This window comes from Nostoc sp. PCC 7107, assembly GCF_000316625.1.
Taxonomy (GTDB): Bacteria; Cyanobacteriota; Cyanobacteriia; order Cyanobacteriales; family Nostocaceae; genus Nostoc_B.
Genome location: NC_019676.1, coordinates 3,883,353 through 3,897,728 on the forward strand (window position 1 = coordinate 3,883,353; position 14,376 = coordinate 3,897,728).

The 14,376-nt window shown below is 39.0% G+C and carries 13 protein-coding genes; 8 read left to right on the top strand and 5 right to left on the bottom strand.

Going from position 1 to position 14,376, the window contains the following annotated elements:
* The first annotated feature begins 11 nt into the window (after positions 1 to 11).
* The 3 genes from nifS (at position 12) to NOS7107_RS16795 (ending at position 2,786) form a co-directional block, all read left to right on the top strand.
* Entirely contained in the window at positions 12 to 1,214 is a 1,203-nt protein-coding gene (gene nifS, locus NOS7107_RS16785) for a cysteine desulfurase NifS (protein WP_015114146.1), read from the top strand.
* A 101-nt stretch (positions 1,215 to 1,315) separates the two neighbouring features.
* A complete protein-coding gene (gene nifU / locus NOS7107_RS16790; RefSeq protein WP_015114147.1) occupies positions 1,316 to 2,236 on the top strand; it encodes a Fe-S cluster assembly protein NifU in 921 nt (306 codons plus the stop codon).
* Between the two features lie 190 nt (positions 2,237 to 2,426).
* Positions 2,427 to 2,786 (top strand): group 1 truncated hemoglobin, encoded by a 360-nt coding sequence (locus NOS7107_RS16795; protein WP_015114148.1) that lies wholly within the window; start codon positions 2,427 to 2,429, stop codon positions 2,784 to 2,786.
* A 239-nt stretch (positions 2,787 to 3,025) separates the two neighbouring features.
* On the opposite strand, the gene NOS7107_RS29720 is transcribed toward NOS7107_RS16795, so the two are convergent.
* Positions 3,026 to 3,148: a hypothetical protein gene (locus NOS7107_RS29720; RefSeq protein WP_301280980.1), complete on the bottom strand. Its 123-nt coding sequence runs from the start codon at positions 3,146 to 3,148 to the stop codon at positions 3,026 to 3,028.
* A gap of 36 nt (positions 3,149 to 3,184) precedes the next feature.
* On the opposite strand from NOS7107_RS29720, the gene nifH reads away from it, so the two are divergent.
* Together nifH and nifD are read left to right on the top strand one after the other, a co-directional pair.
* Complete coding sequence (gene nifH, locus NOS7107_RS16800) at positions 3,185 to 4,072, top strand: nitrogenase iron protein (protein WP_015114149.1); 888 nt, start codon at positions 3,185 to 3,187, stop codon at positions 4,070 to 4,072.
* Positions 4,073 to 4,249: 177 nt separating this feature from the next.
* Entirely contained in the window at positions 4,250 to 5,692 is a 1,443-nt protein-coding gene (nifD, locus tag NOS7107_RS16805; RefSeq protein ID WP_015114150.1) for a nitrogenase molybdenum-iron protein alpha chain, read from the top strand.
* A gap of 180 nt (positions 5,693 to 5,872) precedes the next feature.
* Here nifD and NOS7107_RS16810 read toward each other — a convergent pair whose 3' ends face one another.
* From NOS7107_RS16810 to NOS7107_RS27220, 3 genes are all read right to left on the bottom strand, one after another.
* Positions 5,873 to 6,583, bottom strand: a complete 711-nt coding sequence (locus NOS7107_RS16810; protein WP_015114151.1) for a hypothetical protein — start codon at positions 6,581 to 6,583, stop codon at positions 5,873 to 5,875.
* Positions 6,584 to 7,038: 455 nt separating this feature from the next.
* Positions 7,039 to 7,323 carry a hypothetical protein gene (locus NOS7107_RS29170; RefSeq protein ID WP_083889716.1) on the bottom strand — a complete coding sequence of 95 codons (285 nt, stop codon included), beginning with the start codon at positions 7,321 to 7,323 and terminating at the stop codon, positions 7,039 to 7,041.
* A gap of 5 nt (positions 7,324 to 7,328) precedes the next feature.
* A complete protein-coding gene (locus NOS7107_RS27220) occupies positions 7,329 to 9,179 on the bottom strand; it encodes a DNA methyltransferase (protein ID WP_015114152.1) in 1,851 nt (616 codons plus the stop codon).
* 191 nt (positions 9,180 to 9,370) lie between these two features.
* On the opposite strand from NOS7107_RS27220, the gene NOS7107_RS16825 reads away from it, so the two are divergent.
* From NOS7107_RS16825 to NOS7107_RS16835, 3 genes are all read left to right on the top strand, one after another.
* On the top strand, positions 9,371 to 10,033 hold the full coding sequence (locus NOS7107_RS16825) for a hypothetical protein (RefSeq protein ID WP_015114153.1): 663 nt from the start codon (positions 9,371 to 9,373) through the stop codon (positions 10,031 to 10,033).
* A complete protein-coding gene (locus tag NOS7107_RS16830; protein WP_015114154.1) occupies positions 10,030 to 11,472 on the top strand; it encodes a type II restriction enzyme NspV-like protein in 1,443 nt (480 codons plus the stop codon). The genes NOS7107_RS16825 and NOS7107_RS16830 overlap by 4 nt, the downstream gene beginning before the upstream one ends.
* Before the next feature lie 428 nt (positions 11,473 to 11,900).
* Positions 11,901 to 12,563 (top strand): hypothetical protein, encoded by a 663-nt coding sequence (locus NOS7107_RS16835; protein ID WP_015114155.1) that lies wholly within the window; start codon positions 11,901 to 11,903, stop codon positions 12,561 to 12,563.
* A gap of 76 nt (positions 12,564 to 12,639) precedes the next feature.
* Here the strand turns inward: NOS7107_RS16835 and NOS7107_RS16840 are convergent, their stop codons facing one another.
* Entirely contained in the window at positions 12,640 to 14,058 is a 1,419-nt protein-coding gene (locus NOS7107_RS16840) for a site-specific integrase (protein ID WP_015114156.1), read from the bottom strand.
* Positions 14,059 to 14,376 lie beyond the last annotated feature (318 nt).

Here is a 14,376-nt window from a genome sequence, read left to right on the forward strand (position 1 = left end):
GGGGTATAAGAATGAGCGTCATTTATCTAGACAATAATGCGACTACTAAGGTAGACCCACAAGTCGTAGAGGCAATGATGCCCTACTTAACCGAGTATTACGCCAACCCCTCAAGTATGCACACCTTTGGCGGGCAACTGGGTAAAGCTGTGAAAATAGCCAGAGAACAATTAGCAGCCCTCCTCGGTGCAGATGAATCAGAAATTGTCTTTACCAGTTGTGGAACAGAGGGAGATAACGCCGCCATTCGCGCCGCTTTATTAGCCCAGCCAGAAAAACGCCACATCATCACCACCCAAGTAGAACACCCAGCGGTGCTGAATGTCTGCAAGCAACTGGAAACCCAAGGTTACAGTGTTACTTATCTGTCGGTGAATGGCCAAGGACAGTTGGATTTAGATGAACTAGAAGCCTCACTGACAGGTAACACCGCCTTGGTAAGCATCATGTATGCTAACAACGAGACAGGCACAATTTTCCCAATTGAGCAAATTGGGTTGCGAGTTAAAGAAAGCGGCGCTCTGTTCCACGTCGATGCAGTGCAAGCAGTGGGTAAGATTCCCCTGAATATGAAGACCAGCACAGTAGATATGTTAACGATGTCTGGTCACAAAATCCACGCACCTAAAGGTATTGGCGCGTTGTATGTGCGTCGGGGTGTGAGATTCCGTCCTTTACTGCTTGGTGGACACCAAGAACGTGGTCGTCGCGCGGGTACAGAGAATGTACCGGGAATTGTGGCTTTAGGTAAAGCAGCAGAATTAGAACTGCTACATTTAGAAGCAGCAAGGGAGAGAGAAAGACAGTTGCGCGATCGCCTAGAACAAACTTTACTCGCTAAAATTCCTGATTGTGAAGTTAACGGCGATACGAAGAACAGATTGCCCAACACCACCAACATCGGTTTTAAATATATCGAAGGTGAAGCAATTTTGCTGTTGTTAAACAAATACGGTATCTGTGCTTCATCTGGTTCTGCTTGCACCTCCGATTCACTTGAACCATCCCACGTTCTCCGGGCAATGGGTTTACCATACACTACCTTACATGGTTCCATTCGCTTCAGTCTTTGTCGCTACACCACCGACGCTGAAATAGATCGCGTCATTGAAGTCATGCCCGATATTGTAGAACGTCTCCGCGCTTTGTCACCATTCAAAAACGACGACGCGGGTTGGTTGCAATCTCAAGAACAAACACTAGCACATCGTTAATTAGGTTACAGGTTACAGGGAAAAGGAAATAGATAATTTATCACCTGTCACCTATCACCTATCACCTCTCTCCATTCAGCACTCGGAACTCGGAACTTAATATGTGGGACTACACCGAAAAAGTATTAGAACTGTTTTACGATCCCAAGAATCAGGGAGTCATTGAAGAAACCAGCGAACCTGGAGTTAAGGTTGCAACGGGAGAAGTCGGCAGTATTTCTTGTGGTGATGCCCTCAGACTGCACCTAAAAGTAGAAGTAGAATCTGATAAAATTCTTGATGCTCGCTTCCAAACCTTTGGTTGTACTAGTGCGATCGCTTCTTCTAGCGCATTGACCGAAATGGTTAAAGGTTTAACTCTAGATGAAGCCCTGAAGGTATCTAACAAAGACATTGCCAATTACCTCGGCGGCTTACCTGAAGCCAAAATGCACTGCTCAGTTATGGGTCAAGAAGCCCTAGAAGCGGCAATCTATAACTATCGTGGTATTCCTCTGGCTGCCCATGACGACGATGACGAAGGTGCTTTAATTTGCTCCTGCTTTGGAATCAGCGATACTAAGATTCGCCGTGTGGTGAAAGAAAATAACCTCACCAGTGCGGAGCAGGTAACAAATTATGTCAAAGCTGGCGGCGGATGCGGTTCCTGTTTAACAAAAATTGATGATATTATTAAGGAAGTTAAACAAGAAGTCGCTACAGCTAGTAAAAACGGCAATAACGGCAAACAAAATCCAGAAATTCTTAACTCTGGTCAGATAGCCACAAAACCACTGACCAACGTCCAAAAGATTGCTCTAATTCAAAAAGTTCTTGACGAAGAAGTCAGACCAGTCTTAATCGCTGACGGTGGAGATGTAGAACTGTACGACATAGAAGGAAACACCGTTAAAGTCATCCTACAAGGTGCTTGTGGTTCATGTTCTAGCAGCACCGCTACTCTGAAAATAGCGATTGAATCCAGACTGCGCGATCGCATCAGCAAAGACATAGTAGTCCAAGCAGTTGAGCCACAATTCTAAATATTTACCCACAGCACAAATACACCCTAATGTGCATTAGCTAAGAACACAAAGTAGGATTTGACCGATACAATTGTCTTCTCATCAATGTTTGATTCCTACTAACAAAAGACAGCTAACAGCACATAGGCAAAGATATTCAGCGCCTACCTGCAATTTCATTATCCAACACGCTTCAAAGGAAAAGGATATGAGTGCAACATTGTATGAAAAACTTGGCGGACAACCAACTATTGAGAAAATAGTTGATGATTTACACAAACGCATCGTCGCAGACAACACCCTCAAACCATTTTTCGCTAACACAGATATGGCGAAACAACGGGCGCATCAAATTGCTTTCTTCTCTTTAATATTTGAAGGGCCAAAGCAATACACTGGTCGCCCAATGGACAAAACCCACACAGGTATGAGTCTACAGGAACAACACTTTGATGCGATCGCCAAGCATCTAACTGGCGCTATGTCCGTAGCTGGAGTATCCGCAGACGACACCAAAGCTGCATTAGATCGCGTTGCATCCTTGAAGGGCGCTATTTTGAACAAATAATTAGGACTAACCTAAATCAAGTTCTACCTAGTACAAGACGGCGTAAATAAAGCCACTATCTGAAAAAGATAAAAAGCTTACAAAATAAGCATTCTCTCTTTTGACTTTTGACTTTTGCCTTTTTGTACTAGTGTTCCCCGCTTCTCCAGATTATGGCGTATTTGTAAAGTGTGTAATTCCTTTGTCATTTGTGTTTTATGCAAATGACAAAGACTAAATAAAATTTTAACCCCGAATCATTATGACACCAATATCCACCAATTTTGCTGTAGAGCGATCGCCCCCGGCGTGTGCCTAAACAGGCGGCGTTCTACAAACCCCTCACAGCCATAGCTCAACAGGCGTGAGATTCTCAAACTCATACCCACTAAACCAACCAATTACAGGAAAAGAGAACCATGACTGAAGAAAGAATTAGACAGATAGCTTTTTACGGTAAAGGTGGTATCGGTAAGTCTACCACCTCCCAAAACACCCTGGCAGCTATGGCAGAAATGGGTCAACGCATCATGATCGTAGGATGCGACCCTAAAGCAGACTCCACCCGTTTGATGCTCCACGCCAAAGCTCAAACCACCGTTCTGCACTTGGCTGCTGAACGCGGTGCAGTAGAAGATTTAGAACTCCACGAAGTCATGTTGACCGGTTTCCGTGGCGTTAAGTGCGTAGAATCTGGTGGACCAGAACCCGGTGTAGGTTGCGCTGGTCGTGGTATTATCACCGCCATCAACTTCTTAGAAGAAAACGGTGCTTACCAAGACCTAGACTTCGTATCCTACGACGTATTAGGTGACGTTGTGTGCGGTGGTTTCGCTATGCCTATCCGTGAAGGTAAAGCACAAGAAATCTACATCGTTACCTCTGGTGAAATGATGGCGATGTACGCTGCAAACAACATCGCTCGTGGTATTTTGAAATACGCTCACTCCGGTGGTGTACGCTTGGGTGGTTTGATTTGTAACAGCCGTAAGACAGACCGGGAACACGAACTCATCGAAACCTTGGCAAAACGGTTGAACACCCAAATGATTCACTTCGTACCTCGTGACAACATCGTTCAACACGCTGAATTGCGTCGGATGACCGTCAACGAGTACGCACCTGACAGCAACCAAGGTAATGAATACCGTGAATTAGCTAAGAAAATCATCAACAACGACAAGCTCACTATTCCTACACCAATAGAAATGGATGAACTAGAAGCACTGTTGATCGAATACGGTATTCTCGACGATGATTCCAAGCACGCAGAAATCATCGGTAAGCCCGCAGAAGCTACCAAATAGTTAATTCCCTAATTAGGAGACCAGGAAAGTATGAAGTGTGAAGTGTGAAGTATGAAGTATGAAATCTACAATCTTTCATCTTTTAAACTTCAGCTTTGATCCTTTAGCATTCAGGCTTCATCCTTCTCCTCTCCCTCATCCCTTTTCCCCCATCCGTAACAGAAACCGAGGCAGACTATGACACCTCCCGAAAACAAGAATCTTGTAGAAGAAAATAAGGAACTTATTCAAGAAGTTCTGAAAGCTTATCCCGAAAAATCTCGCAAAAAGCGCGAAAAACACCTCAACGTCCACGAAGAAAACAAGTCTGATTGCGGCGTTAAGTCTAACATCAAATCCATTCCTGGTGTAATGACCGCCCGTGGTTGTGCTTACGCAGGTTCTAAAGGTGTGGTTTGGGGCCCTATTAAGGACATGATCCACATCAGCCACGGCCCAGTAGGTTGCGGTTACTGGTCTTGGTCTGGTCGTCGTAACTACTATGTAGGTATCACAGGTATCAACTCCTTTGGTACCATGCACTTCACCTCCGACTTCCAAGAACGTGACATCGTATTCGGTGGTGACAAAAAACTCACCAAAATCATCGACGAACTAGAAATTCTCTTCCCTTTAAACCGTGGTATCTCCATTCAGTCTGAATGTCCCATCGGTCTAATTGGGGATGACATCGAAGCTGTAGCTAAAAAAGCTTCTAAGCAATATGGTAAACCAGTTGTACCCCTACGTTGCGAAGGTTTCCGTGGTGTATCTCAGTCTTTAGGACACCACATTGCTAACGACGCTATCCGTGACTGGATTTTCCCTGAATATGACAAGCTCAAAAAAGACAACAAACTTGACTTCGAGCCAAGCCAATATGATGTAGCCCTAATCGGTGACTACAACATCGGTGGTGATGCTTGGGCCAGCCGGATGTTGTTAGAAGAAATGGGCTTGCGCGTTGTTGCTCAGTGGTCTGGTGACGGTACACTGAACGAGTTGATTCAAGGCCCTGCTGCTAAATTAGTTCTGATCCACTGCTACCGTTCTATGAACTACATCTGCCGTAGTTTGGAAGAACAATACGGTATGCCTTGGATGGAATTCAACTTCTTCGGCCCGACCAAGATTGCTGCATCTTTACGTGAAATTGCCGCTAAATTTGACTCTAAGATTCAAGAAAACGCTGAGAAAGTTATCGCTAAGTACACACCAGTGATGAATTCGGTACTTGAAAAGTATCGTCCTCGCTTGGAAGGTAACACCGTAATGCTGTACGTAGGTGGTCTACGTCCTCGTCACGTTGTTCCCGCTTTTGAAGACTTGGGTATCAAAGTTGTCGGTACAGGCTACGAATTCGCTCACAACGACGACTACAAACGTACCGCCCACTATATCGATAACGCCACCATCATTTACGATGACGTTACCGCCTACGAATTCGAGGAATTCGTTAAAGCTAAGAAGCCTGATTTAATCGCTTCCGGTATTAAAGAGAAGTACGCCTTCCAAAAGATGGGTCTTCCCTTCCGTCAAATGCACTCTTGGGATTACTCCGAACTTAGCGACGGGGTGCAGATGTCAGACGAGGTAAGGATTTTTCCTGGCGGAAGAAAAAAGAGTCTATTTTTAGTCTAAATGCAGGTTGTAGGGTTATCTAAGAACAATATATTTTTGCGACTTTAGATAATATAACTTTTATGGGGTATGGTTTTCAGGTTTTGGTTGGATTTTGGTTAGATGAAAACTGTAAAATAAAACACTATTTTGATTGATAATTATTTAGATTAATGTGGGGTGATCGCTTAAATAGAATAACTATTTTGAACCACCATAACCTTTGCCCTCTGCTCTTCTTTCATCCATAATATCTTCAAAAATTGAAGAATCATCAAATGTGTACAGTGGAGCAACCTCTTGAATAGGTTGAATATTTTGTTTCTTCATTTTTTTTCTATTTTCTTCTTGCTGTTTTGCCCGCGCAACACTTATCCAAAAAATCTTTCGGATTTGTTCTGGACTTTTTTCATAACTTATACATACTTGATTTTTTTTCTTGAATTGGAATTTATATTCTTGTTTTTGCTTCTTCTCTTGGCTGTTTTTGTTGATTATCAAAGGTTGATTTATTCTATATTTTTTCCTTGCATCAACCTTCTTTGAAGAATTAGTAAAGTTATTTTTAGCTTTTTGATTTTTTAAATTAGTTTTTGATTGTACATTTGACAGAGATTTCTGTTTATCTGATTTCTGCTTCCTTATTTTTTTATTTTGCCGAATATTTTGCAGTTCTCTTTGCTCCTGTTCAAGCCTTAATTTTATTTCCGGCTGTTGTAATAAGCAGTAAAGTTCATCAAAAAGATCACCCCAAATTTCCCTAATTTCATCTTGTTGCCCATTGATACAACCATTAATGTAACGAATGCGATTAAAATTTTCATCTGTGATCTTTCCTTCTCTTTCAAGTGCTTTACAGAACTTTAGGTAAGTATTAAGAATTTGAACCGCTTTACTTTCTCCTAGTTCCATCGCTCAAGAAATCCTGATAATATTTTATACTTAGCTTATATACATTATTCCCATAGTACATTGTGGTCTAACAAGTTATTACATGAAAAGTTGCAGTCCTAAATATTTGGTCTAAAATTTATATAACTGTCAAAACCAGTACATTTACGTATAAATCGCCTAATTTACAATATTTTAACATTCGCCCTTAGCATAGAAAAACCCATTTAAACCGTACAATCTTCTATTAACAATCCTAGTACTTTGCTGAAATCTCGATGATTGCGTGTTAATAAAACTAATTTCCGAGATAGAGCGATGCCTTCTCTTTCAGAGACGCTACCGCGAACGGCGGGCTACGCCAACGCGCAAAGCAACTATATAAGCGATCGCTTCCATTCAATAATTGTGATTTGAGATTGAAGGACTAAAAATGCGTTAGGTTAGCTTGCTGAGAAAATATCTCAAGTTTCCAGTTAACTTTCCAACTTTCTTAAAAAATCGGCAAGCACGGTTTTCTCTTGAAATGTTGCCCGAATCGTATCATTATTATTGTAATCAACAATAACTTCAAACCTCTCAAAATTACCATCAGGGCTATCAATATTAAGTGTATTTAACTCCATAAGTGCGTTATCAATACTCTCAAATTCATATCTCACTCCAAAAAGTGGCATGATAACTATTTTAGTAATGTAACGCTCAAGACTATTTCTGAGAGTTGCCATAAAAATGTCTACTTCTTTTTGAGAAACTCGCATTAAAGCTATCTCTTAGATGCTGTTGTATAAAGTTCATCAGGAGTGTCTTCATCAAATGCAACATCAAAATCAATTGATTTGAACGCTGAAACTACGTCTTTGTAAGGAATATAAATAACTGCAAAACCATTATTTTTGAGTTGTTCTAATGCTGGTTTGGTAAAGTCTCCTGCTAATACTACTCCATAGAATGGGGCAGACAGATGATGAAGCTCAATAATCGGTAATATAGCTCCTTGTATTTCTTGAGCCTTGTTTTTGGAGTGTTTTGTATATCTCCTCCATGCAGATTCAATAAATGCAACTGGTCTACCCAGTTTCTCATCTGTACCATCAACTTCAATAACAAAATCTAAATCGTGTTTGTTACCATATTTATCTTCCCAAGTAACTTTTTTACCAGTCCTGGCTGGACGCGCTTTTTGCGAATCGAGATAATAATTTTTGGTTTGAGCAAACTGCTGTAGTCGGGGTTTGAGAATATCATCTAAAACAATATCTTCAAGGAGTTTTCCTAGTGCTTGACCAAATTTGTGTGATGGTGATTGTGCCATAATATTGCTTTTTATCCAAAGTCTTCCTTCGTGGAGTGGAACATCATGTTTTCGATTTTTCCACTTGATATTTCGTTGTCTTATCTGCTCAAAAGACCAATCATCAAAACCTGCTGCGATCGCTAATTTACCTAACCACTTCTCAACGGGAACATATACACCATAAGGTGCTGAATCTCCCACTACAATGCAAATTTGGCAATCATCTGTTGCAACTCGACGCAGAGCATGAAATACATTTGCCATATCAGCAAAGTAAGCAGCAATCATTGTATGATATGCTTTATTACCGCCCTTAGTACCTCGAACAGCTTCTAACTCTTTACAAACAGGTATTAGTTCATCTTTGATTGGTTCAATAATAGTTTCAGCTATCAAAGCATCTAAGCTAAGTTTTTCCTTAGAAACGTGTTGTGAACTTGAGCGAATCAAGAACTTACGCACTGTTTCATGTAAATCTCCCCAAGAATTAACTTCACCCCAAAAAGCCATTTCCAGACGTGTTGCATCTGCATAATCATAATTATTTGCATAGGGGGGAGAGATAATAACTAAATCAATTAATTTATCTGGAATACCTGCTAAATTTCTAGCGTCACCTTGAATCAGGTTAGCTCTGCTGACTCTTGTAAAAGACTGCATATAAAGCATATCTTCTTGCATGAGAGAAACTTGCTTATCTAGTGCATCAAAAGGTTCACAAATTTTGATTTTTCGTTTATTTGGGAGAATATATTGCCATTGTGCCGTACCTACATAACTTGATGACCGTAAAATAGCGCAAACTGCCAAAAAAATGATAAATTGTAAATCTTCAGATAAATTTGGCGCAATTTCTAGATATGCTTGCTTTATTTTTAAGAGATTTATTAGCGTTTCTTCCGTGTAACACTTGCTTAATAAAGCGGGAATATTTTCAGGGAATTTTAGTGTTAAATTAGCTGCAAAATCCTTAATTTCATTTATTGCAGCCACAAAATCATGGCTATCTACATTCCATGAAAGCTTTCCTTTAGCAAGTCGATAAACAAAAGGATGAGCTTCAACACCGTAAGAACTAACGCCCAACTGATCAGCAACAATACAAGCAGTACCGGAGCCTGCAAATGGATCAAGAATAGTTTGTGGTTCTAACTCTTTAATTAATTGTTCAACCCAAGCCGCAGAGAAACCAGCAGAATAACGAAACCACCGATGGATTGGTAATTTCATATTGTCAGTGAAAGTTCCTGCTCTTTCTCTAACAATTTTTGGCAAATCAGCATCTAAGTTGAGCAGAGGAAGTTGAGAGGGATTAGTCATTAAGAATTAGAATAAAGTTAATTTCTGTGTTTATTTATGAAGCTATTTAAGTAAAATCATGTTTGTTAATTTGCTGCGATCGCTGTTTATCTAATAAGTAATTTATCCGAAAAAGTAGGTAAATATTCTATAATTTTACACTAGTCAATTCGAGTTAAGATATTACACCTACTTTAATTGTTACTATACCAATGACAATCTTGACCATAGAAGCTCTCTGCTCAGAAGCTACAATATTTTCAGCCGCAGAGTCTATACACCCAGAACCATTACTTTATGGTGTTACTGACGGGAAGGCTGTTGGGACATATATAGAACAGAAGTTTAGACTTTATCTTAAACAACGCTATGAATTTGTCGAGGGTAATTCTGCAAGCGGTATTGATTTTCCGGGATTGCTTGTAGATGTTAAAGTAACAAGCATTAGACAGCCACAATCATCATGTCCTTTCAAATCTGCACGTCAAAAGATTTTTGGGCTTGGGTACTCATTGCTGATATTCGTCTACGATAAGACAGACAATAGTACAAACCGCACAGCTACCCTAAACATTTTGCATACGATTTACGTTAGTGCCGAAAGAACAGCAGATTTCCAAATGACTCGCGGAATTCGGAATATTCTAGCTAACGAAGGTAACAAAGATGATTTAATTGCCTTTATGAGCGATCGCAACCTACCTGTCGATGAAATAGAAGCCAGTAACATTGCAGAAGAAATACTGATAAATCCACCCAGACAGGGGTTTTTGACCATTTCCAATGCTTTACAATGGCGGCTTCAATATGGAAGAGTAATAGAACGTGCTGGTCAAGAAGATGGCATCGTCACTGTTTACAGAGCTAATCCATGATTCGTAAGGTTGAGAAAGCTAAAGTAGAATACGGAGATTTTCAAACACCGTTAGTATTAGCTGAAAAAGTCTGTAAAAAGTTAATTGAATTAGGTGTCAATCCAGATATTATAGTTGAACCTACCTGTGGATTGGGTAATTTTATCGAAGCTGCTTCAAATTCATTTCCATCAGCAAACAAGATTTTAGGAATTGAAATAAATTCTAATTATTTAGATGCAATTGAAAAAAGCACAAAGTTTTTATACGATGACAGAATCGAGATTCGATGTAAAGACTTTTTCTATCTTGATTGGTCATCATTAATTGGTTCATCAAATAAAGAAGTTTTAGTAATTGGAAATTTTCCTTGGGTGACTAACTCACAGCAAGGTAGTATTGATAGTGCAAATCTGCCAACCAAGACTAATTTTCAAAACCATAATGGTTTAGATGCAATCACAGGTAAGAGTAACTTTGACATATCAGAATGGATGTTAATCCAGGTTGTAAAGTTTTTGCAGAAGCGTGATGGTTATCTGGCAATGCTATGCAAAACTTCTGTTTCTAGGAAGATATTAGGTTATATTCACTCTCAAAAACTCAATCTGGCTTACGCTGCAACTTATAAGATAGATACTCAAAAATATTTTAATGTAAATGTTGATGCTTGTTTATTTTTTTGCAAATTTGATTCAAATGTACAAAGTTATTTTTGTGACGTATTCGATAATTTAGAAACCTCAAAATTTTATCGTATAGGTTATTGGAATACTATTTTAGTAAAAGATTTGGTTACTTTTGAAAAGCTAGAAAACCTATATGATAGTAAATCTGAATTAAAATGGCGTTCAGGGATTAAGCATGATTGTGCCAGTGTTATGGAATTGCGCCGGATTGATAATACTCTTATAAATGGATTAGGAGAAATTGTTGATATAGAGGAAACTTATGTTTTTCCATTACTCAAAGGTTCTTACGTTGCTCAAAATCAGACAAAGGTAACTGATAGATATATTTTAGTTACTCAAGGATGGGTTGGTGAACCTACTGAAAATATAAGAAATATAGCCCCTAAAACATGGAATTATTTAGAAAAGCATGAAAAACTATTAGATAAAAGAAAAAGTAAAATTTATCAAAATAATCCTAAATTTTCTATTTTTGGTGTAGGTTCATATACTTTTACTCCTTGGAAAATTGCGATTTGCGGGCTTTACAAAAAGTTGAATTTTCGATTGGTTGGGAAAATATCTGATAAACCTATTATTTTTGACGATACAGTTTATTTTCTCAGCTTTGATGATGCAACGTTAGCAAGTAAATATTTTGAACTTTTGACTTCTAACTTAGCTAAAGATTTTTATTCATCTCTAATTTTTTGGGATGAAAAGCGCCCCATTAAGTCTGGAGTGTTAAATAGTTTGAACTTAAAGGCTTTAGCAGACTTTCTTTTTTAGCCCGGTATCTATTGAGGCGATCGCACTTTACCATGTGTAATTATTGCCGAGCGATCGCCTGTAGATATAATATCTTTTTGACTCCAGCATCTATTGAGGCGATCGCGCCTTACCATGTCTAATTATCAGTAAGCGATCGCCTGTAGATATTCTTTCTTGTTGTTCAGCATTTATTAAGGCGATCGCACTTTACCATGTGTAATTATCTGTGAGCGATCGCCTGTTTATATACCTGCAACTGTATCCTTATTATGTATAACTACAATAAGCTAGGCTAACACTTTTTCCCAAAAATTATTCTGTAGGGTGCGTCAGCATTATATTGATGTTCATGATGAAATAGTATACCCAAGCTGACACACCTTACTGGCTTAGTATAGTAATGTGATAGTATTGATGGAGTAAAACTTATCTTCGCACATAAGTGTATGGGTTGGGATTTAAGTAACTTTCAAAAAATCAGCCGCTCCAAAGGTTTGCCAGATTCAAGTGTTTATTGCAAAGCTCTGTTTTATAAATATAGTAAGGCTTTAATACTGACTGATAAATATAAGGAGACATGGAAAAATTTTTGGGCTTCATATTCGCAAATAAGTAATGAACAACCTTATCTTAACGCTTTTATACAAGCTCAACTTGAATCGGAAACTTATATAGAAGCTTCTTTGCAGAACTTGCATTCGATAGCAGACATTTTATGTCAAATTATTAATGTAGTGCTTTTTCGATCTACATTACATGAAGCTAAAGTAGATGTACGTACAACTATTCAGGAACTTAATAATAGAAATTTAGATAGGGTTAAGATTGCTCTTGAGAATCTTTGCAACTCACATGAGTTTAAATACATTTCTGCTTTTGTGAATACTATTAAACATCGTCGTCTTTTAGATACTGACTATCATGGAGAATTTGGTCTGGGTATGGCAAATAATATGGATATCCGTTTTGAAGCTTTCACTTACGATAAACCCAATAAACCTATCGAGAGCTATCCTGTCATTTTAGCCAGCACTATCATTGAAGAGTATATGCCTAATATACAAGCTCTTATTGACTCTTTAGGTATGGCGATAGAGGAAAGTATTTAGGTGGCAAGGTGCTTTGTTCCAAGCGATAACCCACCTTATAAAAACTTATCAATCGCACTCATGATTGTGAGTAAATTCAACTCCGCTTATACACTAACTCCATTTTTAACTTTTCAATTTCCAACCTCAACCTTTCATTCTCCATCCTCAACCTAGCATTCTCTTCCCTAATTAATTCAATTTCATTCCTCTTAGTCAATGCCTGATTAATCGCCAGCTTTCGCATATCTAGCGAAAACCAACGCTGATAGGTTTGGGTATGAACCTGCATACTATGACCTAAATTATCTGCTGCTGCTTTAATTGGTATGCCTAAAATATGCGCTCGAATTGCCCAGGCGTGACGTAAGTCATAGGGTTTAAAATCTAATTCAATTTTACGAAACCACCAACTAATCCGTTGTGTTAAGGCTGTTATTTCTGCATGATTAGTTTTATCTTTTTTACTAATTGCTGTCGCCAGCATTTCTAAATATTTAGGGTTTCTTAAATCAAATTCATCAATCCATTCTTTATGTAATGGTAATGCTTGTCTTTCGCCAGTTTTACAGTCTTTATCTACTTTCCATGTTAAGTCTGTATTTTCTTTGCTCAACCACCAATCTATATTAGGGTTGATAAAAATTTCTCTGGGGCGTAAACCAAAAACTGCTAACATTCCATACGTCCATCGCCACAGTTGCCAGCTATCTTTGACATCTTGGTTAACTTGATTGCCTCTAGTGTTTAAATAGTCTTCAAATTTTGTAATTCCTGATAGTATTTCTGCATCTGTAGGGATGTTGCGAGAATTGCGATCGGGCATTTTGGCATATTTGGACAAGTCAATTTCTATATTGAATGTCTGGCAAAAGGCAGATATGGCTCTGGTAGCATTATATCTAGCCCATTCTTTCTCGATGTGTTCAATTGAACTGATGAGATTTTCGGCAGTGGCTAAATCTTTGGGATTAGTGTACCGCTGAGTGCGGGAAAAATAATAGAAAAATGTATGTTCGCTTTTGGTGGTGCGTTTATGGGTTTTAAAATACTCTTCTGCGAATTTTTCCAATAACTCGCCTATGGTTTGTAAATCTTTTTTTGTGGCTTCTTTGCCTAAATATTTATCGTTCCATTCAAAGGTTTTACGTGCAATGAATTTACCTAATTCATAAGCTTCTTCCTCGGCCGTTTTGAGTCCATCCAAGTTAGCGGGAATATTCAAACTGAGATTGTATTGCTTTCTACCAGTGCCGTTGTTGTCCTTGTCTCCGGGTTTAATTGGTAACGTCGCTCGTAATTGCAGACTTCCATTCGATTCCCGAATTGATACTTTTGTTGTTGCAGACTTCAAACGCAGATTTACTTTCTCTAATTCTTGTAAGACTTTGGCTCTCATATGTTCTCTTTGCTGCTGTGCTTGCAGACTTGAGCCAAGAAAACTGCCGTCGGTAGATGAAAGCGGCTCTAAGTCTGCAAAGGCTTGCTGATATTTGTCTTGACCCTGATTTTCCATCGCTGTGGTATTAGCCTATATTTAGCCTAAAATTTTGTATGTTATCAGCGAACAATGTTTAAAAGTAACACTGTTTAAGGTAAACATTACGCTGCTAAAAGCCATTAAACCACAAAAAGGATTACTCCGGCCCTTATCACGGTTATGACGGATTTGCTATCTTCGCTCGTGATATGGATTTAGCACTCAACAGCCCAACTTGGAGCTTGATTGGCGCACCTTGGAAGAAAGCTGCTACTAAAGCTAAGGCTGCTGCTTAATTCATTCCCAAGAATCAAACGGATAGCCTGGGGTTTTGAGCCCCAGGAACTTAGGGAA